The sequence below is a fragment of the Streptomyces sp. BK340 genome (genome assembly GCF_007827595.1).
Lineage (GTDB): Bacteria > Actinomycetota > Actinomycetes > Streptomycetales > Streptomycetaceae > Streptomyces.
This window is the reverse complement of the sequence record NZ_VISR01000012.1, coordinates 60,962-85,223: the sequence shown is the minus strand read 5'-3', so window position 1 is coordinate 85,223 and position 24,262 is coordinate 60,962. Positions and strand designations below refer to the sequence as shown.

The following is a 24,262-nucleotide window of genomic DNA, read 5'->3' as shown; positions in this document are numbered from 1 at the left end:
CTCAGCCGCCGGTCAGCACCATCCGGAAGCGGGCGGCGCCGGCCAGCATCTTCTGGAAGGCCTCGTCCGCGCGGTCCAGCGGCACGGGCTCGGTCATCGGGCGAATGCCGTGCAGGGCGCTGAAGGCCATGGTGTCCTCGACGTCCTGCGCGGTGCCGGACGGGTGGCCGCGGACGATCCGTCCGCTCATCAGCAGCTGGACCGGGGTGATGCCCAGCGGCTCGACGTCCGCTCCGATGACCACCAGCTCACCGCGGTGGGCAAGGCCGTCCACGGTGGAGGTGATGGCCTCGGAGTTCCCGGCGGTGGCGAGGACGACCTTGGCGCCGCCGAGGGACTGCAGCGCCTCGGCGACCGGGGTGGCGGAGGTGCTGTCGACGTAGTGGTGGGCGCCGAGCTGTTTGGCGAAGTCGGCCTTGTCGGGGCCGCGGGCGATCGCCACGGTCTCGAAGCCCATCGCGACCGCGTACTGCACCCCGAGGTGCCCGAGGCCACCGAGGCCGAGCACGGCCACCAGGTCCCCCGGCCGGGCGGAGCTGCGCCGCAGCCCGTTGTACGTGGTCACGCCCGCGCAGGCCATGGGCCCGGCGTCGTTCGCGGACAGCCCTTCGGGGACCCGGGCCAGGGCGTCGACGGGCGCGATCACCTTCTCGCCGAAGCCGCCGTCGTACGCCCATCCCGGGACCTTCAGGTTCTGGCACACGACGAAGTCGCCCTCGCGGCAGGGCACGCAGTGGCCGCAACTGCCGCCGAACCAGCCGACGGCCACCCGGTCGCCCACCCGCCAGCCGCGCTCATGGGCCCCCGGGCCCAGCTCCTCGATCTGCCCGGCGATCTCGTGCCCGGGTACTTCCGGGAACGTCACGCCCGGTAGTCCCGCGCTCCAGAAGATGGCATCGCTGTGGCAGATCCCGCAGGCCTCCACGGCGATCCGCACCTCGCCGGGCCCGGGCTGCGGCACCTCCCGCTCGGCCAGCTCGAACGTGCCGCCCGGGGCGGTCACCTGTGCGACTCGGTAGGTACTCATGCGTCACTCCGGAGAACGGGTACGTAAGCCCCCCGGTCCAGCAGACCAGCTCCGGGCCGATCGCGCGCGTCGAACCCCGCGAGCCCCGCCGTCCCACCCACGGTGACCTGGGGAAACGTGTCCCGGTCGGTCCGATCCGGGTCAGGCGGACTCGGGGAGCCAGCCGTCCGGGCGCAGGATCCCCAGCAGTTGGCGGACCAGTTCGTCGACGACCTCGTCCAGGCTCGCGTCCACCCAGCCGGCACTCCAGTCGTGCAGCAGACCGTTGACGCTGCCGATGAAGGCCGTGGCCGCGAGGCGGTAGTCACGCGGTGCCGCCTCCCCGCGGGCCACCGCCGCATCCGCCTCCGAGCGGATCAGGTCGACCCAGCGGGCCCGGCGGGCCAGCCGCTGCTCCTCCAGGCGGGCGCTGACGCCGATGATCTCCACGAAGGCGATCCGGATGCGGCGCGGGTCGGAGGTGACGTCGCGGGCGTAGGCGTGGAACAGCACGGCGACCCGCTCGGCCAGCGGCAGCCCCTCTGCCGCCGCGAGCGCGTCCAGCACCGCCCCTTCCGCCCAGCCGTTGACCTCCAGGTGCAGCGCGGCGAGGACGTCCTCCAGGGTGCGGAACTCCTCGTAGAACTGGCGGGTGGACAGGCCCGCGGCCTGGCTCAGCGCGGCGACCGTCGTGGCACGGTAGCCCGGGCTGTCACCGAACGTCTGCAGTGCCGCCTCCAGGAACCGGCGGCGCCGGTCGGCCTTCCGTTCCTCGGCGGACCTGCCGCCGTAGCGGCCCGTCGGTGCCTTGAGCCTCCCCGTCACGCTGCCCCCTCCGTCATCCACCGGTGCCCAATCTTGTCGTGCACACATCTTGTCGAGAAGGGCGCCCCGTCCTTACTTTTCAGTAAGTTCACTGTGAATCCGCCCGTGTTCAGATTTCCCCGAGGAAAGAGAGCAGTCATGCCTGCCTCCAGAACCAGGCACCTTTGCTCCGTGGCCGCCGCCCTCGTGCTGACCGTCGCCGGACCGGCGACCGCCGCCTCCGCAGCCTCGTCCGACGCCGCGGATCTGCGCGAGGTGCTGTTCGTGGGCAACAACTGGGACGGCACCGCCGATGTCATCAAGTCCTCCGGCGACTTCGCGAAGGTCGGCCGGATCAACGTCGTCCCGGACAAGGACCGGCGGATGGCGGAGATCAACGCGGACCCCATCAAGTGGATCTACTTCATGGCGATCCGCAACAGCGTCGGCGAGGGCCACGACCAGTTCGCCGACGACATGTACTCCACGCCCGACGGCAGGTCGGTCGTGGTCTCCCGCCCCAGCTTCGCCGACGTCGTCTCCATCGACCTGGCCACCGGGAAGATCAACTGGCGTTTCCCGGTGTCCGGCTACCGAGCGGACCACATGGCCGTCTCGCCGGACGGCACCCGGGTGGCCGTCTCCGCCTCCACCGCGAACACCGTGCACGTGCTGGACATCGCCACGGGCAAGCAGCTGGGGTCGTTCGCGACCGGCGACAAGCCGCACGAGAACATCTTCACCAAGGACGGCAAGTACATCTGGAACATGGCCATCGGGGACGTCAACACCGCTCTGGACGACCCGGCCTGGGACTGGACCAAGGGCGACCGGCACATCACGGTCGTGGACGCGACCACGTACAAGCAGGTCAAGGTCATCGACATGCGTCAGCTGCTGGACGCGATCGGACTGAAGGACTTCTCCGACGCCGTGCGTCCGGCCGTCTTCTCCCCCGACGAGTCGAAGCTCTACTTCCAGGTGTCGTTCTTCAACGGATTCCTGGAGTACGACGTGGCCGCCGACAAGATCACCCGGGTCAAGACGCTGCCGAAGAACCCGGCGACCAGCGAGGACCGCACCACCTGGGTCAACGACTCGCGCCACCACGGCATCTCGATGAACCCCGCGGGCACCAAGCTGTGCGTCGCGGGCACCATGGACGACTATGCCACGGTGGTCGACCGGGCCACCCTCCAGGAGGGCACGCTGGTCCCGGCCTCCAAGCCGTACTGGGCCACGGTCAGCGGTGACGGCAAGGACTGCATCGTCTCCGAGAGCGGCGCCGACCAGGTCACGGCCATCGACTTCGCCACCGGCCAGAAGGTGACGTCGATCCCGGTGGGCGACCATCCGCAGCGCGTCCGGCTGGGGCATGTGCAGGCCGACTGGACGGGTCCGAGCGGAGGTTGAGCCGCCGCCGTACGGCCTCCGGGGTGCCCCCACTCACCCCGGAGGCCGTGCCGCTGTCAGAAGTGCGCCTTGGCCCAGGAGGCCAGTTCGGAGCCGGCGGCGTTCAGCAGGTCCACCGAGGGCGCCGTGGCCCCGTTGGTCACCAGGGCGTAGTGCAGGACGCCGGAGTCCGTGTCGGTGAGCAGCAGTCGGCGGCTGCCGGTGCCGCCCGGCTCGGGGGCCGCGCCGACCGGGGTCCCGGCGGAGTACGCGGGCGGTGCGTAGACCGTGCCCAGGTCGGAGACGACGGCGGTCGCCGAGGCGGGGAACGACGCCGGCAGGTGCAGTTCGGTGGGTGCGGTGCCGTCGCCGGAGCGCCACACCAGCAGCCCGTACTGGCCCGAGCCCACCAGCCGCGCCACGTTCGGCAGCGAACTCGGCACCGGGTTCCAGGTCAGGGTGGTCGAACCGTCCCGGGAACGGTCCTCGTAGGTGAAGGCGAGCGTCGAGCCTGCGGTGGCGCTCGGGTAGACACGGTCGAGCAGCCGGGCGTCCTGACGGAGGGTCGCGTTCCCGGAGTCGTCGAGCCTCACGGCGGACAGATCCTCGTCGTTCCAGGCGTCGCCGGAGGTGAGGACCTTGCCGGGGTTGCCGTTCATCAGCTCGTGGTGACGGCCGTTGTAGAGGTCCCACTGCCACTGCGAGCCGGACAGCACCGGTCCGGAGGCGGCCGGGTTCGTCCACCAACTCGCGCCGGGGAGGCGTGAATCGAGCGCCTGGTACATCGCCTTGAGTACGGTGGGCGCCTTGTCGGACACCGTGCCGGACAGCGGGTGCCCGAACTCGCTGACCACGGCCGCGGTCCCGGCGGCCGAGGCGCGGTCGCGGACGGTGCCGAAGTCGGCGGTGTACTGGCCGTCGGCCGCCTTGCCCCACATCAGGATGCCGGAGATGGCCTTCTGGTCGTAGAAGTGGGTGTTGAAGACATAACGCGGGCCGAGCGTGCCCGCGTCCAGCAGCCCGCCCTCCTGCTTCTGGGTGGAGATGTTCGCGTTCCAGAAGAGGTTGGGCTCGACGAAGGCGGGTTTGTCCTGCCAGCCGGCGGCGTCCATGCGGGCCCGGAACCTCACGTAGAACGGCCGGAGCAGGTCGCGTTCCCAGGTGCGGGAGGTCTGCCCGGAGTCGTAGCTGCCCGCGTACGGCTCGTTGTACGGGTCGAAGCCGACGACGCCCGCGAACTCGCCGTCGCTGAGGTGCTGCTGGAGGTAGGCCATGGCGGTCTGAGCCGTGGCGAGGAAGGCGTCCTGCAGACCGTGGCTGTTGTGCCAGAAGTCGTACTGCGCCTTCTGCACGGCCGCGTTCTGGGTGATGTTCTGCCCCCAGAAGAGGCAGATCCCGCAGGACTCCCTGGGATAACTCCCGGCGTCCACCGCCCACTCGGGGGCGCCGTCACCCGTGTACCAGCTGCCGGTGTTGAAGAGGTGGCGGGAGTAGAGGTCCTGGTGGAAGTCGGGGTAGACCCGGATGCCCGCGTCCAGGAAGGCACGCATCTGCTCGGTCACCGCTGCCAGGTAGGCGGTGTCCACCTGGCCGCGCGCGGGTTCGGCGTGCGCCCAGGAGAGCAGGAAGCGGACTGCGTCGCCGCCACCGAGAACGCGCAGCGCGGTCGCCGACCTGCGGGCGTCGGCGACCGAGGCGAAGGGCAGGCCGCCGTTCTCCTCCAGTTTGGTCTCGCCGGAGACGTTGTAGCCGCGCAGCACCACCTCGCGTCCCTGGCCGTCGGTGAAGCGGCCGTTCCGGACGGCGAGCGGGGAGCCGTCGAACCAGAGGGAATCGGGGGGGCGGCAGGGGTGGCGGCGGTGGCGGGCGGGGCGCCCGCCACCGTCAGGAGTCCGCAGAGGACGACCAGTACAGGAAGCAGACGCACCCTGATGATGGACATGTACACCACAGTCCGGGGATGCCTGGAGAGCGTCAATACTACTGACTCAGAAGTAAGTTGACTATCAGTCAGTACTGCTTCCTCAGTCACCCACCCGGCGCGTGACGTTCAGCAGGTACTCCTTCCGGTCGAGCGGGTTGTGGTCGGTGCGCGGGCGCTCGGGCAGCGGGCCGCGGGTGACCGGTGCGTAGTGGTCGAAGGCGGACTCCAGCTCGCCCTCGCCCCGGGTCAGCCCCGGCAGCCGCTGCCCCAGTTCATGGACCCGGGCAGCGGGCACGACCCCCTCCAGCACACCTTCCTGCCCGTGCGCCTCGGTGCTCTCCGCCACCGCGCCCAGCCGGGCCAGCATCGGCAGCAGGGCACCCAGCGTGTCCGCCGGGGCCTCGATGCGGAAGCGGTGCATCGGCTCGTACACCCGGGTGCCCGCCCGGCGCAGCGCCTCGGTCAGGACGAGCGGGGTCAGGCAGCGGAAGTCGTAGCCGGTGCTCGACATGCTCTTGTCGAAACCCTGGTGGGCATGGCTCTGCCGGGGCGAGTAGCCGGAGTGCGTCATGGTGACGGTGCAGTCGGGGATCCGCCAGCCGTGCAGGCCCTGGCCGAGCGTCTCGCGGACGGTGTCCTCGACCGCCTTGAAGAAGGCGAACGGCATGGAGCCCAGCTCCACCTCCAGCCGGAACCGCACGCCGGAGCCGGGCGGGGCGGGGTCGACACGCAGGCCGACGGTGGCCAGGAAGGGGTTGGGGTCCTTCTTGTTGAACTCCACGGCCTGCCCGGCGCCGGCCGGCCGCTCGATGCACAGGGTGGTGGTCTCCCGGAAGGTGACGTCCAGGCCGTACTCGTCGGCGAGGGTGGCCTGGACGACCTCCTTCTGCACCTCGCCGTAGAGGGAGACCGAGGTCTCGCCCCGCAGCTCGTCGTGGCGGACGCCGATGAGCGGGTCCTGTTCGGCCAGCTGGGTGAGCGCGAGGTGCAGGGAGCGCCGGTCCGTACCGGCCCCCGGCACGACGACGGTCTCCAGGGTGGGCGGCGCGAAGTGGTGCTCGTACGCCCGGCCCGGCGCACCGATCGCGTCACCGATCCGGACGCCGCCGAGTCCCCACACCTTGGCGATCCGCCCGGCGCCGGCACGGTCCTGCCGCAGATCGGTGCCGTTGTCGAAGACGGTGAGTGCGGTGATCCGCCCCTCCTCCCGAGCACCCTTGCCCTCCCTGCCTTGCCCGCCCTCCTTCCGGCCGGCCCCGCCCGCCTCGCGACCGTCCCCGAAAAGGACCCGCTCGCGCACGTGCAGCGCGCCGGAGAAGATCCGCGCATAGGCGATCTTCTCCCCCGCCGGGCCCCGTTCGACCTTGAACACCGTGCCGGACAGGGGGCCGTCCGGGTCGCCGGAGGCGGTCGGCAGCAGGCGTTCGATGCCGGCGATCAGCTCGGGTACACCGGCGCCGGTGATGGCGGAGCCGAAGTAGACCGGGTGGACCAGGCACTGCCGGGTCTGGGTGGCGAGTGCGGCGTGGAGGCGGGTGTCGGGGACATCGCCCGCCACGTAGGCGCGGAGCAGGTCGTCGTCGTGGTCGGCGAGCGTGTCCAGGGCGGACGGGAGCAGGCAGGGGACGAAGCGGGCCTCGCGGGTGCCGAGCGCGGCGGCCGTCCCCATGGGCACGAGCGGTACGGCCAGCCTGCGGGCCAGGTCGTGCAGGACCGCCTCCTCGCGGGCCCCCCGCCGGTCGATCTTGTTGACGAAGACGAGGGTGGGGATGCGCAGCCGGCGCAGGGTCCGCATCAGCACCCTGGTCTGCGCCTGGACGCCCTCGACGGCCGAGACGACCAGGACGGCGCCGTCCAGCACGCCGAGCACCCGCTCGACCTCGGCGATGAAGTCCGGGTGACCGGGGGTGTCGATGAGGTTGACGGTCACCGAGTCCAGCGGGAACGACACGACCGCCGACTTGATGGTGATCCCGCGCTGCCGCTCCAGCGCGAGGGTGTCCGTCCGGGTGCTGCCGGCGTCGACGCTGCCGACCTCGTCGGTGACTCCGGCCGCGTGCAGCAGCCGTTCGGTCAGGCTGGTCTTACCGGCGTCTACGTGCGCGAGAATTCCGAGATTGAGCAGGTGCACTGAGCGTGATGTCCTTCGGCATGGGTGGGATTCCTTCCTGGGTGGACATGCACGCAGTGCGCATCGCTGGTCCTCTCCGTGTGCCGCCGGGTCAGGGGAAGTGCAGCAGGGCGGCCACTGGACAGCACTGGATTAATGTTCAACAAACCCCCGCCGCAGCACTCGCCGCCTCCAGGGCGCAGCCATAGAGTGACGTACATCACGTCGATCTGGCTGATTCTCGCTCCTGCCCGCACGGCCTGGAGGGCACATGACCCACATCAAGGTGAACGTGGACGGCACGACGTACGAGGACGACGTCGAACCCCGTCTGCTCCTGGCCCACTACCTGCGCGACCGCCTCGGCCTGACCGGCACCCCGATCGGCTGCGACACCTCGAACTGCGGCACGTGCACGGTCGACCTGGACGGGGCGACCGTCAAGAGCTGCTCGGTGCTGGCCGTGCAGGCGGACGGCGGCACGGTGACGACCGTCCAGGGGCTGGCCGAGGACGGCGAGTGGACCGCGCTGCAGCACGCCTTCCACGAGCGGCACGCTCTGCAGTGCGGCTACTGCACCCCGGGGATGATCATGGCGGCACGCGATCTGCTGCGCGAGAACCCGCAGCCCACGGCGGACGAGGTCCGGCAGGCCCTGGAGGGCAACCTGTGCCGGTGCACCGGCTACCAGAACATCGTCCGCGCGGTGCTCGCCGCCTCCGGGCAGCAGCTCCCCGAGGAGGCCACGGCATGACCGGCCAGGCCGTAGAACACGAGGTGGGCCGGCCCCGGCTGCGCAAGGAGGACGCCCACCTGGTCACGGGCCAGACCAACTGGACCGACAACATCCAGGTCGCCGGGCTGCTGCACCTGGCCGTGCTGCGCAGCCCGATGGCGCACGCCCGCGTCACCCGCGTCGACGTCTCCCCCGCCCTGGAACGCCCCGGTGTCGTCGCGGCGTTCAGCGGCGCCGACCTCGCCGACGGGATGGGCTCCCTGCCCTGCGCCTGGCCGGTGACCGAGGACATCGTGCACCCCGACCACCTGCCGGTCGCCGTCGACGAGGTCCGCTATGCCGGTGACCCGGTGGCGGTCGTGGTGGCCCGCGACCGGTACGCGGCCGCAGACGCGCTGGAGGCCGTCGAGGTCGACTACGACCCGCTGCCCCCGGTCCTGGACCTGGAGGCCGCCCTGGCGGACGGCGCCCCGCTGGTCCACTCCGACAAGGGCACCAACCACTGCTACACCTGGCCGCTCGCCACCGGCGAGAGCTTCGAGTCGGTGCGGCAGCGCGCAGACGTCACGCTCAAGCGCCGCTACCACCAGCAGCGGCTCATCCCCAACGCCATGGAGCCGCGTGCGGTCGTCGTCACCCCGCTGGCCGCCTCCGGCGAGTACACCGTCTATTCGGCGACCCAGATCCCGCACATCCTGCGGATCATGCTCGCCGTGGTCACCGGCATCCCCGAGCAGAAGCTGCGCGTGGTCGCCCCGGACGTGGGCGGCGGCTTCGGCTCCAAGCTCCAGGTGTACGGCGAGGAGGCCCTCGCGCTCGCCGTCGCGCGCAAGCTCGGCCGTCCGGTGAAGTGGACCGAGTCCCGCTCCGAGGGCTACCTCGCGACCCATCACGGCCGCGGCATGATCCAGGACGTGGAGATCGCCGCCACCAGGGACGGCAGGCTCCTCGGCCTGAAGGTCGACCTGCTGGCCGACATGGGCGCCTATCTGATGCTCGTCACCCCGGGCATCCCGATCCTCGGCGCCTTCATGTACCCGGCGATCTACAAGATGGACGCCTACGAGTTCAACTGCACCGGCGTCTTCACGACCCGCACGCCCACCGACGCCTACCGCGGCGCCGGACGCCCGGAGGCGACGTTCGCCATCGAGCGGATCATGGACGAGCTGGCCGCCGAACTCGGCCTGGACCCGGTGGAGGTGCGGCGCCGCAACTGGATCCGGCACGAGGAGTTCCCGTACACCTCGGTCGCCGGGCTGACCTACGACAGCGGCAACTACGAGGCGGCGACCGAGAAGGCGCTGGCCCTGTTCGGGTACGACGAGCTGCGCGCCGAGCAGCGGCAGCGCAACGAGCGCGGCGACCCCGTACGCCTCGGCATCGGCGTGTCGACGTACACCGAGATGTGCGGGCTCGCGCCGAGCCGGGTGCTGCGCGACCTGCGGTACGGGGCCGGCGGCTGGGAGGCGGCCAGCATCCGCATGCTGCCCACCGGCAAGGTCGAGGTGGTCACCGGCACCAGCCCGCACGGGCAGGGCCACGAAACCTGCTGGAGCCAGATCGCCGCCGATGTGCTGGGCGTGCCGTTCGACGACGTCGAGGTGGTGCACGGCGACACCCTGGCGGCCCCGCAGGGCATGGACACCTACGGCTCGCGGTCGCTGGCGGTCGGCGGCGAGGCCGTGCACCGGGCGGCCACGAAGGTGGTCGACAAGGCACGGAAGGTCGCCGCGCATCTGCTGGAGGCGAGCGAGCAGGACCTGGAATTCACGAACGGCGTCTTCTCGGTGAAGGGCTCCCCGGAGGCGCAGAAGACCATCCAGGAGATCGCCTTCGAGACGTTCACCTCGCACGACCTGCCCGACGGCGTCGAGCCGTCCATCAACGCCGAGACCCTGGTCGACCCGGAGAACTTCTCCTACCCGCACGGCACCCACCTGTGCGCGGTCGAGATCGACACGGAGACCGGGCAGACGCGGATCAGGTCGTACGTCTGCGTCGACGACGTCGGCCGGGTCGTCAACCCGATGATCGTCGAGGGACAGGTGCACGGCGGCCTCGCGCAGGGCATCGCGCAGGCGCTGTACGAGGAGGCCGTGTACGACGACGAGGGCAACCTCGTCTCCGGCACCATGGCCGACTACCTCGTGCCGTCGGCGGCGGACCTGCCGGAGTTCGTGACCGACCGGACGGAGACCCCGGCGTCCTCGAACGCCATGGGGGTCAAGGGGGTCGGCGAGGCCGGGACGATCGCGTCGACGCCAGCGGTCGTGAACGCCGTGGTGGACGCACTGCGGCCGCTGGGTGTGCGGGACGTACGGATGCCGTGTTCGCCCCACCGGGTGTGGCAGACCATTCGGTCGGCCCGCTCCGGTGCTGCCGAGGAGGTCGCGGGGACAGGTCCCGCGCAGTCCGGGCAGTCCGGGCAGGCGGCTCAGGCAGGGGACATCGGTCAGTACGGCGAGCCCGGTCGGTCGGGTCAGCCGGGGACGGAAGGTTCGGCATGATTCCTCCCGCGTTCGAGTACACCCGTCCGACCAGCGTCGACGAGGCGGTGCACGCGCTCGCCGACGCGGGCGACGAGGCGAAGGTGCTGGCCGGCGGGCAGAGCCTGCTGCCCTTGCTGCGGCTGCGGCTCGCCTTTCCGGAGCTGGTCGTGGACGTCGGCCGGATCCCCGAACTGCGCGGGGTCCGCGAAGACGGTGACGCCCTGGTCATCGGCTCGATGACCACGCACCACGAGGTGGTCCACGACCCGCTGGTGCGCCGGTACGCCGGTCTGCTGGCCGAGGCGACGGCCACGGTGGCCGATCCGGCCGTACGGCACCGGGGCACCCTCGGCGGCTCGCTCGCGCACGCCGACCCGGCAGGCGACCTGCCCGCCGTGGCCCTGGCCCTGGACGCCGAAATGGTCGTCGCCGGGCCGGGCGGCCGGCGCACGATGCCGGCCCGGGAGTTCTTCGTCGACTATCTCCAGTCGGCGCTCGCGCCCGACGAGCTGCTGGTGGAGGTGCGGATCCCGAAGGCGGACGGCTGGAGCTTCCACTACGAGAAGTTCCACGCGGTGGCTCAGTCCTGGGCCATCGTCGGCGTCGCCGCGCTCGTACGGCGCGACGACGGACGGATCGCCGAGGCGCGCATCGGACTGACCAACATGGGCGCCACCCCGCTGCGGGCCACGGCGGCCGAGGAGGCGCTGTCCGGTGCCGACGGTCCCGAGGCCGTGGCACGGGCCGCCGGGGCGGCTGCCGAGGGCACCCGGCCGGCGCAGGACCTGTCGGCCTCGCCCGAGTACCGGGAGCACCTCGCGCGAGTGCTGACCAGGCGGGCGGTGCTGACCGCCGGCGGAATGGGGTGAGCGCCGATCACCCGGATGGACGACCCGGAGCAGGTGCGGGCCCGCCTGGAGGAGACGGGGTACCTCGTCGACGAAGGGCTGGGCGTCACCTGCTTCCTGGCACTGAGGCTGCACCGGCCGCTCTTCTGCGAGGGCGACGCGGGCGTGGGCAAGACCGCGCTCGCGACCGCCCTGGCCGAGGCGCTCGGCGCGCCGCTGATCCGCCTGCAGTGCCACGAGGGCATCGACGCCTCCCAGGCCCTGTACGACTGGGACTTCCCGCGCCAGCTGCTGCACCTGAGGGCCGCCGAGGCGGCCGGCGTGCAGGACGCCGACCGCCTGGAGAGCGAGCTGTACGACCGGCGCTTCCTCATCGCCCGGCCGCTGCTGCTGGCGTTGCAGACGCAGCCGTCGGTGCTGCTGGTCGACGAGATCGACCGGGCCGACGACGAGTTCGAGGCGTTCCTGCTGGAGCTGCTCTCCGAGTACTCCGTCACGATCCCGGAGCTGGGCACCCTGCGGGCCGAGGAGCCGCCGGTGGTCGTGCTGACCTCGAACCGGACCCGGGAGGTGCACGACGCTCTGAAACGGCGGTGCCTCTACCACTGGTTCGACCATCCCTCCTTCGCCCGCGAACTGGCCATCGTGCGCACCCGGTTGCCGCAGGTGTCGGCACGGCTGGCCGAGCAGGTCACCGCGCTGGTCCAGGCGCTGCGGGGCGCGGACCTGCTCAAGCCGCCCGGGGTGGCCGAGACGATCGACTGGGCCGAGGCCCTCGACGCGCTGGGCGCGAACGAGGTGGACGCGGAACTGGCCGTGGCGACGCTGGGCTCGGCGCTGAAGTACCGGGAGGACGTGGACCGGGCGCGGACGCTCGATCTCACGGCGGTCCTGGCGGCACGGGGGACGTGATCGCCATGGCCGGACCGGGACGCGGGCGGAAGGGGGCTTCGGGGACCGGGGGCGGAGACCGGCCTTGGGACGGGCCGGAAGACGTGGCCCTCGCCGGTCCGCCGACGTACCGCACGAGCGGACCCTCCGGTGCCGGAGACCGGCCCTCGGGCCGACCGGCGGATGTGCCGGGCGGCGCGGTAGGGGCGGATGCCGTGCTGCTCGGGTTCGTGCGGGCGCTGCGGGCCGCCGGGGTCGACGCGAGCACCGAGCGGGCGTACGCCTTCCTGCGTGCCGTGGACGTGCTGCGGCCCGACGTGCGGGCCGACGTGTACGGGGCGGGGCGGGCGACACTGTGCGGCGGCCACGACGACCTGGAGCGCTACGAGCGGGTGTTCGCCGCCTACTTCGGGCCCTCGGACGAGCCCGCCCGGCAGGCGGTGCGGCACGCTCCCCCGCCCCGGCTGCGGCTCGTCGTGCGGGACGCGCCCGCCGGCGGCCGTGCCCCGGACGAGAGCGAGCCTTCCGGGCCGCCGACGGCGGCGCTCGCCAGTGCCACCGAGGTGCTGCGGCACCGCGACGTCGGCGAGCTGGACGCGGCCGAGCGCGCCCAGCTCAACCGGCTGCTGGCAGCGTTCGCACTGTCCGGGCAGACCCGTCGCTCCGCGCGGCGGCGGCCGGCCCGGCGCGGGGCCGTCGACCCGCGCCGCACCGTACGGGAGCTGCTGCGGCGGGGCGGTGAGCCGGCCCGTCTGCGGCGGCACGCGCGCGTGCAGCGGCCCCGCCGGATCGTGCTGCTCGTCGACGTGAGCGGGTCGATGGCGCCGTACGCCGATGCGCTCCTCAGGTTCGCGCACGCGGCTGTGCGCGGGGGCCGCACGGAGGTGTTCACGATCGGCACCCGGCTGACCCGGGTGACCCGGGAACTCTCGCACCGCGACCCGGACCTGGCGATGGCCGCGCTGGCGCAGGCCGTCCCCGACTGGCGCGGCGGCACCCGGCTGGGCGAGCTGCTGCGCGAGTTCCTCAACCGCTGGGGACAGCGCGGCATGGCGCGCGGCGCGGTCGTCGTCCTGCTCTCGGACGGCTGGGAGCGCGACGACCCGGAACTGCTCGGCACACAGATGCGCCGTCTGCACGGACTGGCGCACCGGGTGGTCTGGGCGAACCCGCGCAAGGCACGCCCGGGTTACGCGCCCCTCGCGGCCGGGATGGCGGCGGCCCTGCCCAGCGTGGACGACTTCGTCGAGGGGCACAGCCTGGCGGCGCTGGAGCGGCTGGCCGCGGTGGTGCGCGGGGCGGAGGCCGAGAGGGTCCCGGTGGTCCGGGTGAGAGGAGCGGAGCGTGCGTGAGATTCTGCCGGCGCTGGAGCGCTGGTACGCGGCCCGGATCCCGTTCGGTCTGGCGACGGTCGTCGCGGTCAGCCGCAGCGCGCCGCGCGGACCCGGCGCCGCCATGGCGGTGGGCGCGGACGACGAGGTCGTGGGAAGCGTGTCCGGGGGCTGCGTGGAAGGGGCTGTGTTCGAGCTCGCGCAGGAGGTGGTGGCGAGCGGCGAGGCCCGGCTGGAGACCTTCGGGTACAGCGACGAGGACGCGTTCGCGGTCGGGCTCACCTGCGGCGGCGAGATCACCCTGCTGGTACGGCCCGTGACGTCCGCGACCGACCCGGCGTTCGGGGCGGTCGCCACGTCCGTCGCCGCGGGTGAGCCCGTGACCGTCGCCACGGTGGTCGACGGGCCCGCCCCGCGCGGGGCCACGCTGGCCGTCTGGCCGGGCACCGAGGCCGGCACGCTCGGCACGGCCGGGCTCGACGTCGCGGTCACCGCCGACGCGCGCGGCGAACTCGCCCTCGGCGCCTCGGCGCTCAGGCACTACGGGCCGCACGGCGAGCGCCGCGAGGACGCCGTCACCGTGTTCCTGCAGTCGTTCGCACCACCGCCGCGCATGCTGGTCTTCGGCGCGATCGACTACGCGGCCTCGGTGGCCCGCATCGGCGACTTCCTCGGCTACCGGGTCACCGTGTGCGACGCCCGCCCGGTCTTCGCCACGCCCAAGCGCTTCCCGGCGGGCGTGGAGGTCGTCGTCGAATGGCCGCACCGCTACCTCGCGAGTACCGAGACCGACGAGCGCACGGTGATCTGCGTCCTCACCCACGACCCGAAGTTCGACGTGCCGCTGCTGGAGGAGGCGCTGCGCCGGCCGGCCGCCTACATCGGGGCGATGGGCAGCCGCCGTACCCACGACGAACGGCGCGCCCGGCTGACCGAGGCCGGTCTCACCGAGGCCGAGCTGTCCCGGCTGCGCTCGCCGCTCGGGCTCGACCTCGGCGCCCGTACGCCCGAGGAGGTCGCCGTGTCCGTCGCCGCCGAGATCGTCGCCCTGCGCTGGGGCGGCAGCGGCTCGCCCCTGACCACGACCGCGGGGGCCATCCACCCACGTGCCACAGCCTGAGTGCGAGGAGGAAGTCATGGAGCTGCACCACGAGTTCACCGTCCCGGTCGCGGTCGACGACGCCTGGCGCGCGCTCCTCGACATCGAACGCGTCGCGCCATGTCTGCCGGGCGCCGTGGTGGAGGAGTACGACGGCACGACCGTGACCGGCTCGGTGAAGGTCAAGGTCGGCCCGGTCACCCTGACCTACCGGGGCACCGCGGTCTTCGAGGAGCAGGACGAGGCGGCGCACCGGATGGTGCTCGTGGCGAGCGGCCGGGAGACCCGGGGGCAGGGCACGGCCCGGGCGACGGTCACCGGCGCGCTGAGCGGACGCGACGGCGCTACGGCGGTGTCGGTGCGGACCGATCTGACGGTGACCGGGCGCCCCGCGCAGTTCGGCCGCGGCCTCCTGTCGGAGGTGGGGGACCGTCTGGTGGGCCAGTTCGCGGCATGCCTCGCCGAGCGGCTGACCGAGCGCCCCCCGCAGATCACCGGCATCGACGAGCAACCGGAGCCGTCCGCCGAGGAGGAGGCGGCCGAGCCGCTCGACCTTCTGCGAGCGGCCGCGGTACCGGTGGCCAAGCGGGCCGCGGAGGCGGCCGTGGTGCTCGCCGTGCTGGTGATGGTCGCCGCGGGGGCGCGGCGGTGCAGGCGGGCCCTGCACCGGTAGTCGTCGGCCCGCCTCCCCCGCGGGGATCAGGCGCCCTCGGCCACCAGTGCGTGCAGATGCTCGTCGTGCCAGCCGTCGGCGTGCAGCAGGGACGAGCGCATCGTGCCCTCGAAGGCGTAGCCGGCCTTCTCCGCGACGCGGCAGGACGCCGGGTTGCCGACCGCGTGGCACAGCCGCAGCCGGTGCAGGCCCAGGTCGTCCAGCGCCCACCGGCTCAGCCGCCGGGCCGCCTCGACGACTATGCCGCCGCCGCGCGACTCGGGCAGCACCCAGTACATGATCTCGGCGTTGCCGCCCGCCAGACTGATGTCGTGGAACCCGGCGAGCCCCTGGGGCGGGCCGCCGGGCCGGGCGATCGCCCATACGGCGCCGGTCTCGGCGCGCCACCGTTCGTGCATGCGCTCGATCCGGGCCCGGGCCTCGTCACGGGTGCGGACGGAGAACAGGTTCCACAGCCGGATCGCCGGGTCCGACCCGGCGGTGAGCAGCGCGTCGGCGTCGGCGTCCCCGGTCCGCCAGGGCCGGAGCTCCAGTCCGCCCGGGAGTCCGAGGACGGGCTGGTCGCGCTCGGCCATGCTGCCCGCGGGTACGACGTCGGGTATGTCGTAGTCGGAGATCATCGACGCATCGTGCCACAGGCCGGCTGCCGCGGGGGCAGCCGTCGCAGAGTGACGTCGGTGAGCGTGCCGTCGGCGAGGGTCGCCGTGAGGTAGGTGCAGTGCGGCTGGCGGCGGCGGTCGGTCGGGGAGCCGGGATTGAGCAGCCGCAGCCCGCCGGGGCCGACGGTGTCCCAGGGGATGTGGCTGTGCCCGAAGACCAGCACGTCCAGGTCGGGGAAGCGGGCGGAACAGCGGGCCTCGCGCCCCTGCGCGGGACCGGTCTCGTGCACCACGCCGAAGCGCAGGCCGCCCAGTTCGGCGTACGCCACCTCGGGGAGCCTGGCCCGCAGCTCGGGGCCGTCGTTGTTGCCGTAGACGCCGACCAGCCGGCGGCTGCGGCTCTCCAGCAGGTCGAGAGTGGCGGTGTCGACCCAGTCCCCGGCGTGGAACACGACGTCCGCGTGCGGGAGTTCGGCGAGCAGCTGGTCCGGGAGCCGCTTGGCGCGCTTGGGGAGGTGGGTGTCCGACATCAGCAGGAGGCGCACGCCATCAGCGTATGCGGCCTGAAAGGCGCACCCGATACTATTCAGGCATGACTGAACAGTTCCAGCTGGACAGTCTCTCCTGAGGGTTCTACGCTGACGGCATGGCTCACATCTCGGACTCCGCCATCCGCACCGCGCGCGACCTGCGCGTGGTGTTCAGCCGGCTGCGGCGCCGTATCCGCGAGGTCGCGCAGGACTCCGACCTGACCCCGTCACAGGAGTCGGCGCTCTCCCTCGTCGGCAAGCACGGTGCGGCCACGGCCAGCGCCCTGGCCGCCGCGGAGGGCGTGCGGCCCCAGTCGATGGCGGCCACGCTGGCCGCCCTGGAGCAGCACGACCTGATCCGGCGCGCCCCGGACCCCGACGACGGCCGCCGCCAGCTGGTCACCCTGACCGAGGCCGGCCTGGCCCGGGTCGAGGGCAACAGGCAGCTGCGCGAGGAGTGGCTGGCCCGCGCCTTCGAGGACCGCTACACCGAGGAGGAGCGGCAGACGGTCCTGACGGCGCTGGAACTGCTGGAACGGCTCTCGCAGCCGTGAGACCGAAACCCATCCCCCGAAAGGCCTGATCGCCCCATGTCCGTCAGCACCCTCGACCCCCGCACCGCCCTCGTCGTCATCGACCTGCAGAGCGGCATCGTGGGCATGCCCACCCAGCCGCACGCCGCAGCGGACGTGGTGGCCCGTACGACCGAGCTCGCCGACGCCTTCCGGGCCCGCGACCTGCCCGTGGTCCTGGTCCGGGTCTCCTTCGCACCCGACTGGGCGGACGCCGTCCCCGGCCGGACCGAGCGCCAGGCACGCGGTCTCGCCTTCCCGGCGGGCTGGGACGTCATCGTCGACGAACTGTCCGGCCACCCCGGCGACATCCACGTCACCAAGCACAACTGGAGCGCCCTGCACGGCACCGACCTGGATGTCCAGCTGCGCCGCCGCGGCGTCACGCAGATCGTGCTGACCGGCATCGCCACCAGCATCGGTGTCGAGTCCACCGCCCGCGACGCCTACGCCCACGGCTATCACGTCACTCTCGCCACCGACGCCATGGCCGACAGCGACGCCGAGGCGCACCGGGGCAGCGTGGAGCGGATCTTCCCCCGGCTCGGCGAGAGCGGTACGACGGCGGAGATCCTGGAGCTGCTCGCCAAGACCCACGCCTGACCGGCCAGTTGGGAAATCCCTTGTGCGGACGGACGTCCGTCCGCACAAGGGCCCGGGTTAACATTCGGCCACGCGCACCGTGCCGCCCAGGCGACGGAAAGCGAACCAAGGGGGCTCGGAAGCCGGATGCCGGTCAAGGTCAGCGTCGTCGTACCCGTGTACAACCCCGGGCCGTACATCGAGGACTGCGTCGCCTCGCTGCTGCGACAGTCGCTGCCCCCCGAGGAGTTCGAGGTCCTCTTCGTCGACGACGGCTCCACCGACGCCACTGCGGCCCGGCTGGACGCGCTCGCCGCCGAGCACCCGCACATCAGGGTCGTCCACCAGGAGAACTCCGGCTGGTCCGGCAAGCCCCGCAACGTGGGCATCGAGGCATCCCGGGGCGAATTCGTGATGTTCGTCGACACCGACGACCACCTCGGCGACGAGGCCCTGGAGCGGATGTACGAGTACGGGGTCGCCCACAAGGCCGACGTGATCGTCGGCAAGATGGCCGGGAAGGGCCGCCCGGTGCCGGTGGAGCTGTTCCGCCGCAACCACCCGTACGCCACGGTGGACAACGCCCCGCTGATCGACAGCCTCACCCCGCACAAGATGCTCCGGCGCTCCTTCCTGGAGCGCACGGGGCTCAGGTTTCCCGAGGGCCGGCGGCGCCTGGAGGACCATGTCTTCATCACCGAGGCCTATCTGCGCGCCGACAACGTCTCGGTGCTGAGCGACTACGTCTGCTACTACCACGTCAAACGCGAGGACGCCACCAACGCCGGCATCCAGCGCTTCGAGCCGGCCGGCTATTTCAAGAACCTCCGCGAGGCCCTCGACGTCGTCGAGCGGTACACCGAGCCGGGCCCGCTGCGCGACAAGCTGCTGCGCCGCTGGCTCCGGGTGGAGCTGGTCGAGCGGATGAGCGGGCCCCGGCTGCTGGCCCTGCCGGACGACTACCGGCGCGAGCTGTTCCGGGAGATGCACGCGCTGGTCCTGGAGCGCTTCGGCCCCGGCGTCGCCGCCGGGCTGCGGCCGGGCGGGCGGATCGTCTCCGCGCTGATCCGGGACGACCGGTACGACGACCTGGTCGCCTACGCCGAGTGGGAGTCGGGCGTCCGTCCCGAGGCCGCCCCGACGGGCGTCGAGTGGCAGGACGGGACCCTGCGGGTGCGGTTCAGCGCCGAGTTCACCGACGCCGACGGCCCGCTGGCCGTGCGCCCCGACGGGCCGCGGCCCCCGGCGGACGGTACGCCCGCCGACCTCGCCGAGGCGGTGTCCTGGCTGGCCACGGCCGCCGCCGACGGCTTCGAGCAGGCGACCGCCGACCTGATCCTGCGCGACCGGGAGACCGCCGCCTCCTTCTTCCAGCCCGTGGCGGTCACCCGGGAACGCGTGGCGGCCGGGGACGGCCGCACCCGGCTGGTGCTGCGCGGCACGGCCACCGTCGACCCCGCCACGGCGGCGGGCGGCGCCCCGCTGCACAGCGGGCTGTGGGACGCCTACGTACGGGTCGGCCTCGGCGGCTGGACCAAGGAGTGCCGGCTGGGCCCCGCCCCGGCGCGGGGACTCGCGCTGCCGCCCGCCGGTATGGTCGCCGCCGGCCGGCTCGTGCTGCCGTACTGGACGAGGCAGTACCGCGACCTCTCCCTGGACGTCGACCGGGCCGTCAGGTCACTGGGCCTGCACCGGCTCACCCCGGCGGACGCGGCCGTCTCGGACACCGAGGTGCTGACTGTCGCGCTGCCGTTGTACGTCCCGGACACCACCGAGGTCCTGGTGCGGCTCGAGGACGGCGCGTCGCACCGCAGCGTCGACCGGGCCTCCGTGCTGACCCCCGCGAACGGCGCGCGGTCGCTGCTGGAGGTGCGGCTGCCGGTGCCGCTCCTGAGGAACGCCGGGTGGCGGGCGGCACTCGTGCTGCCCCGGGACGGCGGGCAGGAGCGCGCGCTCGGCCTGCCGTTGCTGCTGAAGGTGGGCCGCAGGCCCGGTGCCGTGGAGGTGACGCCCACGGCACCGCCCGGCCTCCCGCAGCGGCTGCTGCGCGCGGCACGGCGCGTGCTGGGAGCGGTGCTGAAGAAGACGACCGGGAAGGTGTGACGGAGTGCGGCAGCTGGGCATAGCGGACACCTGGGTGCTGGAGCCCGAGGCGTTCCCGGACGAGCGGGGCAGCTTCCACGAGTGGTACCGGGGCGAGGAGTTCCGGGAGGCCACCGGTTACGACCTCGCGCTCGCCCAGGCCAACTGCTCGGTGTCCCGGCGGGGCGTGCTGCGCGGCGTCCACTTCGCCGACGTACCGCCCGGGCAGGCCAAGTACATCACCTGTGTGCGCGGTGCCGTCCTGGACGTCGTGGTGGACATCCGTGTCGGCTCGCCCACCTTCGGGCAGTGGGAGGCCGTACGTCTCGACGACGGCAACCGGCACGCCGTGTTCCTCGCGGAGGGCCTCGGGCACGCCTCGTCCAGGAAGTCCCGGGCGATCAGCACCGCGTGGGCGAGTCCGAGGGGGCGCTCCTGGGGGATGTAGGTGACGTCGAGGCCGAATTTCGACCCGTCGCCGACCGCCTCCTCGATCTCTGCCGCAGTGTCTCCGACGATCATCCCGACCTGGGTGATCCCCGCTTCCGCGAGGGATTCGAGGCCGTAGAACAGCACGGGCTTGTTGGCCACCGGCACCAACTGTTTCGCCGAGGTGTGCGTGATGGGGCGCAGTCGGGTACCGGCTCCGCCGGAGAGGACCAGAGCCTTCATTGGCCCCACCCCAACGGCGATCGTCCGGATCGGACCTTCGTTTGTCCTACCGGTTCGTCACGACGGTGTGGCTCTGGTGCCGTCGGCGGTTCATGTGGCGTCCATGCGATAGCGTCACCGACGATGACGGAACTACCCGAAATGTCCGACACAAGAGAGATCGTCGCGCGGTACACGGCCCCCGCCCCACGGCCCGGCCGGACCCTGCTGCGCTGGGTCCGCACGACCGACCACAAGGTGATCGGCCGGCTCTACATGGTCACGGCGTTCTGTTTCTTTCTCCTCGCCGGGCTGCTGGCCCTCGCGATGCGCGCCGAACTGGCCCGGCCGGGTCTGCAGTTCCTGACCCAGCAGGGCTACAACGAGTTCTTCACCATCCACGGCACGATCATGATGCTGCTGTTCGCGACGCCGATGTTCGCCGGATTCACCAACGCGGTGATGCCGCTGCAGATCGGCGCACCCGACGTGGCCTTCCCCCGGCTGAACGCGCTGTCGTACTGGATGTACCTGTTCGGCGGGCTGATGGTGGTCTCCGGGTTCCTGGTACCGGGCGGTGCGGCCGCGTTCGGCTGGTTCGCGTACGCGCCGCTGAACAGCGCCTACTTCTCCCCCGGCGCGGGCGGCGACCTGTGGACGATGGGACTGGTGGTGACCGGTGTGTCCACGACGCTGGGCGCCGTCAACTTCGTCGCGACGATCGTGTGCCTGCGCGCGCCGGGCATGACCATGTTCCGGATGCCGATGTTCACCTGGAACGTGCTGTTCACCTCGATCCTGGTGCTGCCCGCGTTCCCGGTGCTGACGGCGGACCTGCTGGTGCTGGAGTCGGACCGGAAGTTCGGCTCGCACGTCTTCGACGCGGCGAACGGGGGCGCTGTGCTGTGGCAGCACCTGTTCTGGTTCTTCGGGCATCCGGAGGTCTACATCGTGGCGCTGCCGTTCTTCGGGATCATCTCCGAGATCATTCCGGTGTTCTCCCGCAAGCCGCTGTTCGGCTATCTGCCGATGATCGGGGCGACGATCTCGATCACCATGCTGTCGGCCGTGGTGTGGGCGCATCACATGTTCGCGACCGGCGCGGTGTTGCTGCCGTTCTTCGCCATCATGTCGTTCCTGATCGCGGTACCCACGGGCATCAAGTTCTTCGCGTGGATCGGAACGATGGTCCACGGGTCGGTGTCGTTCGAGACGCCGATGCTGTGGTCGCTGGGGTTCCTGGTGACCTTCCTGCTGGGCGGGCTGAGCGGGGTGCTGATCGCCTCGCCGCCACTGGACTTCCACCTCACCGACTCGTACTTCATCGTCGCGCATCTGCACTACGTGCTGTTCGGGACGGTGGTGTTCGCGATGTTCGCCGGCTTCTACTTCTGGTGGCCGAAGTTCACCGGGAAGATGCTGGACGAGCGGCTCGGGAAGCTGCACTTCTGGCTGCTGTTCCCCTCGTTCCAGCTGACCTTCTTCGTGCAGCACTGGCTCGGCGAGGAGGGGATGCCCCGCCGGTACGCGGACTATCTGCCCTCGGACGGCTTCACGCTGCTCAACACCCTGTCGTCGGTGGGCGCGTTCCTGCTCGGCCTCTCCACGCTGCCGTTCCTCTACAACGTCTGGCACACCTCCACGACGGCCGAGAAGGTCACCGAGGACGACCCGTGGGGGTGGGGACGGGGCCTGGAGTGGGCGACCTCCTGCCCGCCGCCGCGCCACAACTTCCTGGCACTGCCCCGGGTGCGGTCGGAGTCGCCGGCCTTCGACCTGCATCATCCGGAGGTCGGGCGGACGGCCGAGGACACCGAGCGGGAGGGCCTGCGATGAAGGCCGAGGCGATGCTGTTCGGTGGCGTGGCCCTGTTCTTCGGCGGGTCCGCCGTCCTGTACGGGGTGTGGTCCGACGACGACACGGGCACGACCGTGCTGGTCGTCGCGTGCGGGATGGCGGCGCTGGACGCCTTCTTCTACCTGATCCAGTACCGGCGCCGGGGCCGCCGGGCGCAGGACCGCAAGGACGCGGAGGTGGTGGACGGGGCCGGGCCGGTGGCGTTCTTCCCGCACGAGAGCCCGTGGCCGGTCGTCACCGCGCTCGGGTTCGCGGTGGCGGCGACCGGCGTGGTCTTCGGGCTCTGGCTGTTCCTCATCGGTCTGGGGGTTCTGGCGCGCGGGGTTTTCGGGATGGTGTTCCAGTACGCGCACCGGTGAGCGGCCTGCGCGGCGCGCCGGGCCGGAACCGCTCGACGGGCTCGTGGCCGCTCTCGTAGCCGCCGGTCACGCTCTGACGGATCTCACCGGTGGACACGCCCTCGGCCAGGCGCGCGGACTCGGCCTCCGTCAGCGCCCGGCACAGCCACCGGGTCACCAGGAGGGCGAGGACCGGCGCGACCACGAGGGCGACGCGCAGCACCCAGGTCAGGGCGTTGACGGAGATACGGAAGGTCTGGGCGATGATGTCGTTGCCGCCGGCCAGCAGCAGAACGGCGTAGAAGACGGTGCCCGCCACGCCGAGGCCGGTGCGCAGGGGGCGCTCGCGCGGCCGGTCGCACAGGTGCTGCTCGTAGTGCCACTCCCCCGTCAGACGCTGCTCCACGAACGGGTAGGCGTACAGCACGGTGAACAGCAGCCCGGGCAGGACGACGGCCGGGAGCAGCACGTTCCACATGAGGGTGTGTCCGGCGAAGTCGGTCTCCCACGGCGGCACCAGCCGCAGGGCGCCCTCCAGGAAGCCGACGTACCAGTCGGGCTGTGAGCCGGTGGAGACCACGTCGGGGCGGTACGGGCCGTAGTTCCAGATCGGGTTGATCTGGGCGAGGCCGGACAGCAGCACGACCACGCCGGAGACGGTCATGGACAGACCCACGGTGAGGGCGGTGAAGTGCGGGACGAGCGGCTTTCCGACGGCATTGCGGTTGCTGCGGCGGGGGCCGCGCCACTGGGTGTGCTTCAGGTGGAACACCAGGGTCAGGTGCACCGTCACCAGGCCGATGAGCGCGCCCGGGAGCAGCAGGACGTGCACCGGGTAGAGCCGGGTGATGATGTCGTGCCCCGGGTACTGGCCGCCGAAGACGAAGAAGGCCACGTACGTCCCGACCACCGGGAGGGACAGCATGATGCCCTCCGCGATGCGCAGGCCGGTGCCGGAGAGCAGGTCGTCGGGGAGCGAGTAGCCGGCGAAGCCCTCGGCGAGCGCCAGGACGAACAGGGTGAGTCCGATCGCCCAGTTCAGCTCGCGGGGCCGGCGGAAGGCGCCGGTGAAGAAGATCCGCAGCATGTGCAGGCCGATCGCGGCGACGAACACGAGCGCGGCCCAGTGGTGGGCCTGCCGGATCAGCAGTCCGCCGCGCACGTCGAAGCTGATGCGCAGGGTGGAGTCGAAGGCCGCCGACATCAGCACGCCCTGCAGCGGCTCGTAGGAGCCGTGGTAGACGACCTCGCGCATCTCCGGCTGGAAGAAGAAGGTCAGCCACACCCCGGTCAGGATCAGCACCAGGAGGCTGTAGAGGGCGATCTCGCCGAGCAGGAACGACCAGTGCTCGGGGAACGCCTTGCGCAGCAGCTGCCCGCCCTCCAGCAGCGGAAGCCGGGCGTCCGCCGCGTCCGCGAGCCGTTCGGCGCGGCGGCCGGCTCGGCTCATGTGTCCTCCGCTGCCGCCGCCCGCTCCACGTCGGCCTCCACCTCCGCACGCGGCCGGTCCGCCTCCCTGGCGTAGTCGCTCACCGCGGTCTGCACGTCCCGCGCCAGCTCCCGCCAGGCGCGCAGGGCCGTCTCGTAGGTGTCGGACTGAGCGCCCGTCATCCCGCGCTCGGCGGGCGGACCGTAGGTGTCGCGCAGTTCCTCGACCGTGCGGTGCGCCGCGTCGGCCGCGCGCTGCTTCTCCACCAGTTCTTCGAAGGTGTGTGCCACGACAGGAGACCCTAGGCACGACGGGC

20 protein-coding genes and 3 pseudogenes are annotated in these 24,262 nt (G+C 72.0%); 14 read left to right on the top strand and 9 right to left on the bottom strand.

The window, feature by feature from the left end; genetic code table 11:
• Position 1 precedes the first annotated feature (1 nt).
• Entirely contained in the window at positions 2 to 1,027 is a 1,026-nt protein-coding gene (locus FB157_RS21825; RefSeq protein WP_145882206.1) for an alcohol dehydrogenase, read from the bottom strand.
• A gap of 141 nt (positions 1,028 to 1,168) precedes the next feature.
• A complete protein-coding gene (locus FB157_RS21820) occupies positions 1,169 to 1,831 on the bottom strand; it encodes a TetR/AcrR family transcriptional regulator (RefSeq protein ID WP_145882204.1) in 663 nt (220 codons plus the stop codon).
• Between the two features lie 138 nt (positions 1,832 to 1,969).
• On the opposite strand from FB157_RS21820, the gene FB157_RS21815 reads away from it, so the two are divergent.
• Complete coding sequence (locus FB157_RS21815) at positions 1,970 to 3,223, top strand: YncE family protein (RefSeq protein WP_145882202.1); 1,254 nt, start codon at positions 1,970 to 1,972, stop codon at positions 3,221 to 3,223.
• A 56-nt stretch (positions 3,224 to 3,279) separates the two neighbouring features.
• Here FB157_RS21815 and FB157_RS21810 read toward each other — a convergent pair.
• Positions 3,280 to 5,144: pseudogene (locus FB157_RS21810) on the bottom strand (cellulase family glycosylhydrolase).
• A gap of 82 nt (positions 5,145 to 5,226) precedes the next feature.
• Positions 5,227 to 7,257 (bottom strand): translation factor GTPase family protein, encoded by a 2,031-nt coding sequence (locus tag FB157_RS21805; protein WP_145882200.1) that lies wholly within the window; start codon positions 7,255 to 7,257, stop codon positions 5,227 to 5,229.
• A 250-nt stretch (positions 7,258 to 7,507) separates the two neighbouring features.
• Between FB157_RS21805 and FB157_RS21800 the strand changes: the two genes are divergently transcribed.
• From FB157_RS21800 to FB157_RS21770, 7 genes are read left to right on the top strand one after another with little or no spacing between them, the layout of a single operon-like run.
• Positions 7,508 to 7,990: a (2Fe-2S)-binding protein gene (locus tag FB157_RS21800; RefSeq protein ID WP_145882198.1), complete on the top strand. Its 483-nt coding sequence runs from the start codon at positions 7,508 to 7,510 to the stop codon at positions 7,988 to 7,990.
• A complete protein-coding gene (locus FB157_RS21795) occupies positions 7,987 to 10,482 on the top strand; it encodes a xanthine dehydrogenase family protein molybdopterin-binding subunit (protein WP_145882196.1) in 2,496 nt (831 codons plus the stop codon). The genes FB157_RS21800 and FB157_RS21795 overlap by 4 nt, the downstream gene beginning before the upstream one ends.
• Entirely contained in the window at positions 10,479 to 11,333 is an 855-nt protein-coding gene (locus FB157_RS21790; RefSeq protein WP_145882194.1) for a xanthine dehydrogenase family protein subunit M, read from the top strand. Before FB157_RS21795 ends, FB157_RS21790 begins: the two co-directional genes overlap by 4 nt.
• A gap of 15 nt (positions 11,334 to 11,348) precedes the next feature.
• Positions 11,349 to 12,224 carry a MoxR family ATPase gene (locus FB157_RS21785; protein WP_261386425.1) on the top strand — a complete coding sequence of 292 codons (876 nt, stop codon included), beginning with the start codon at positions 11,349 to 11,351 and terminating at the stop codon, positions 12,222 to 12,224.
• Between the two features lie 5 nt (positions 12,225 to 12,229).
• On the top strand, positions 12,230 to 13,555 hold the full coding sequence (locus tag FB157_RS21780; RefSeq protein WP_186581629.1) for a VWA domain-containing protein: 1,326 nt from the start codon (positions 12,230 to 12,232) through the stop codon (positions 13,553 to 13,555).
• Positions 13,548 to 14,654, top strand: a complete 1,107-nt coding sequence (locus FB157_RS21775) for an XdhC/CoxI family protein (RefSeq protein ID WP_145882192.1) — start codon at positions 13,548 to 13,550, stop codon at positions 14,652 to 14,654. The genes FB157_RS21780 and FB157_RS21775 overlap by 8 nt, the downstream gene beginning before the upstream one ends.
• A 16-nt stretch (positions 14,655 to 14,670) precedes the next feature.
• Positions 14,671 to 15,306, top strand: coding sequence for an SRPBCC family protein (locus tag FB157_RS21770; RefSeq protein ID WP_145882190.1), 636 nt, complete (start codon positions 14,671 to 14,673; stop codon positions 15,304 to 15,306).
• Between the two features lie 26 nt (positions 15,307 to 15,332).
• Here FB157_RS21770 and FB157_RS21765 read toward each other — a convergent pair whose 3' ends face one another.
• The gene (locus tag FB157_RS21765; protein ID WP_145882188.1) at positions 15,333 to 15,926 is read right to left on the bottom strand and encodes a GNAT family N-acetyltransferase; all 594 of its coding nucleotides are present in this window, start codon (positions 15,924 to 15,926) and stop codon (positions 15,333 to 15,335) included.
• Positions 15,923 to 16,450: a metallophosphoesterase gene (locus FB157_RS21760; protein ID WP_145882186.1), complete on the bottom strand. Its 528-nt coding sequence runs from the start codon at positions 16,448 to 16,450 to the stop codon at positions 15,923 to 15,925. The genes FB157_RS21765 and FB157_RS21760 overlap by 4 nt, the downstream gene beginning before the upstream one ends.
• Before the next feature lie 101 nt (positions 16,451 to 16,551).
• Here FB157_RS21760 and FB157_RS21755 point away from each other — a divergent pair, with 101 nt between their 5' ends.
• The 4 genes and pseudogenes from FB157_RS21755 to FB157_RS21740 form a co-directional block, all read left to right on the top strand.
• Positions 16,552 to 16,989 (top strand): MarR family winged helix-turn-helix transcriptional regulator, encoded by a 438-nt coding sequence (locus FB157_RS21755; RefSeq protein WP_145882184.1) that lies wholly within the window; start codon positions 16,552 to 16,554, stop codon positions 16,987 to 16,989.
• A gap of 36 nt (positions 16,990 to 17,025) precedes the next feature.
• Positions 17,026 to 17,610, top strand: coding sequence for a hydrolase (locus FB157_RS21750; protein WP_145882183.1), 585 nt, complete (start codon positions 17,026 to 17,028; stop codon positions 17,608 to 17,610).
• Between the two features lie 126 nt (positions 17,611 to 17,736).
• On the top strand, positions 17,737 to 19,692 hold the full coding sequence (locus FB157_RS21745; RefSeq protein WP_145882181.1) for a glycosyltransferase family A protein: 1,956 nt from the start codon (positions 17,737 to 17,739) through the stop codon (positions 19,690 to 19,692).
• Between the two features lie 4 nt (positions 19,693 to 19,696).
• A pseudogene (locus FB157_RS21740) lies at positions 19,697 to 20,050 on the top strand (dTDP-4-dehydrorhamnose 3,5-epimerase family protein); the annotation flags it as partial.
• On the opposite strand, the pseudogene FB157_RS21735 reads toward FB157_RS21740, so the two are convergent.
• Positions 20,050 to 20,343: pseudogene (locus FB157_RS21735) on the bottom strand (sugar phosphate nucleotidyltransferase); the annotation flags it as partial. The pseudogenes FB157_RS21740 and FB157_RS21735 overlap by 1 nt on opposite strands.
• A 141-nt stretch (positions 20,344 to 20,484) precedes the next feature.
• Between FB157_RS21735 and ctaD the strand changes: the two are divergent.
• Together ctaD and FB157_RS21725 are read left to right on the top strand one after the other, a co-directional pair.
• On the top strand, positions 20,485 to 22,158 hold the full coding sequence (gene ctaD / locus FB157_RS21730) for a cytochrome c oxidase subunit I (RefSeq protein WP_186581628.1): 1,674 nt from the start codon (positions 20,485 to 20,487) through the stop codon (positions 22,156 to 22,158).
• A complete protein-coding gene (locus FB157_RS21725) occupies positions 22,155 to 22,538 on the top strand; it encodes a cytochrome c oxidase subunit 4 (protein WP_145882176.1) in 384 nt (127 codons plus the stop codon). Before ctaD ends, FB157_RS21725 begins: the two co-directional genes overlap by 4 nt.
• Here the strand turns inward: FB157_RS21725 and FB157_RS21720 are convergent.
• Both FB157_RS21720 and FB157_RS21715 read right to left on the bottom strand, forming a co-directional pair.
• The gene (locus FB157_RS21720; RefSeq protein WP_145882174.1) at positions 22,474 to 23,967 is read right to left on the bottom strand and encodes a ubiquinol-cytochrome c reductase cytochrome b subunit; all 1,494 of its coding nucleotides are present in this window, start codon (positions 23,965 to 23,967) and stop codon (positions 22,474 to 22,476) included. The genes FB157_RS21725 and FB157_RS21720 overlap by 65 nt on opposite strands.
• Complete coding sequence (locus FB157_RS21715) at positions 23,964 to 24,236, bottom strand: hypothetical protein (RefSeq protein WP_145882172.1); 273 nt, start codon at positions 24,234 to 24,236, stop codon at positions 23,964 to 23,966. Before FB157_RS21715 ends, FB157_RS21720 begins: the two co-directional genes overlap by 4 nt.
• Positions 24,237 to 24,262: the final 26 nt, after the last annotated feature.

Coding starts and splice junctions, on each gene's coding strand:
- FB157_RS21825 (WP_145882206.1), bottom strand. CDS start 1,027: ATGAGTACCTACCGAGTCGCACAGGTGACCGCCCCGGGCGGCACGTTC.
- FB157_RS21815 (WP_145882202.1), top strand. CDS start 1,970: ATGCCTGCCTCCAGAACCAGGCACCTTTGCTCCGTGGCCGCCGCCCTC.
- FB157_RS21800 (WP_145882198.1), top strand. CDS start 7,508: ATGACCCACATCAAGGTGAACGTGGACGGCACGACGTACGAGGACGAC.
- FB157_RS21795 (WP_145882196.1), top strand. CDS start 7,987: ATGACCGGCCAGGCCGTAGAACACGAGGTGGGCCGGCCCCGGCTGCGC.
- FB157_RS21790 (WP_145882194.1), top strand. CDS start 10,479: ATGATTCCTCCCGCGTTCGAGTACACCCGTCCGACCAGCGTCGACGAG.
- FB157_RS21785 (WP_261386425.1), top strand. CDS start 11,349: ATGGACGACCCGGAGCAGGTGCGGGCCCGCCTGGAGGAGACGGGGTAC.
- FB157_RS21780 (WP_186581629.1), top strand. CDS start 12,230: ATGGCCGGACCGGGACGCGGGCGGAAGGGGGCTTCGGGGACCGGGGGC.
- FB157_RS21770 (WP_145882190.1), top strand. CDS start 14,671: ATGGAGCTGCACCACGAGTTCACCGTCCCGGTCGCGGTCGACGACGCC.
- FB157_RS21765 (WP_145882188.1), bottom strand. CDS start 15,926: ATGATCTCCGACTACGACATACCCGACGTCGTACCCGCGGGCAGCATG.
- FB157_RS21755 (WP_145882184.1), top strand. CDS start 16,552: ATGGCTCACATCTCGGACTCCGCCATCCGCACCGCGCGCGACCTGCGC.
- FB157_RS21750 (WP_145882183.1), top strand. CDS start 17,026: ATGTCCGTCAGCACCCTCGACCCCCGCACCGCCCTCGTCGTCATCGAC.
- FB157_RS21745 (WP_145882181.1), top strand. CDS start 17,737: ATGCCGGTCAAGGTCAGCGTCGTCGTACCCGTGTACAACCCCGGGCCG.
- ctaD (WP_186581628.1), top strand. CDS start 20,485: ATGTCCGACACAAGAGAGATCGTCGCGCGGTACACGGCCCCCGCCCCA.
- FB157_RS21725 (WP_145882176.1), top strand. CDS start 22,155: ATGAAGGCCGAGGCGATGCTGTTCGGTGGCGTGGCCCTGTTCTTCGGC.
- FB157_RS21720 (WP_145882174.1), bottom strand. CDS start 23,967: ATGAGCCGAGCCGGCCGCCGCGCCGAACGGCTCGCGGACGCGGCGGAC.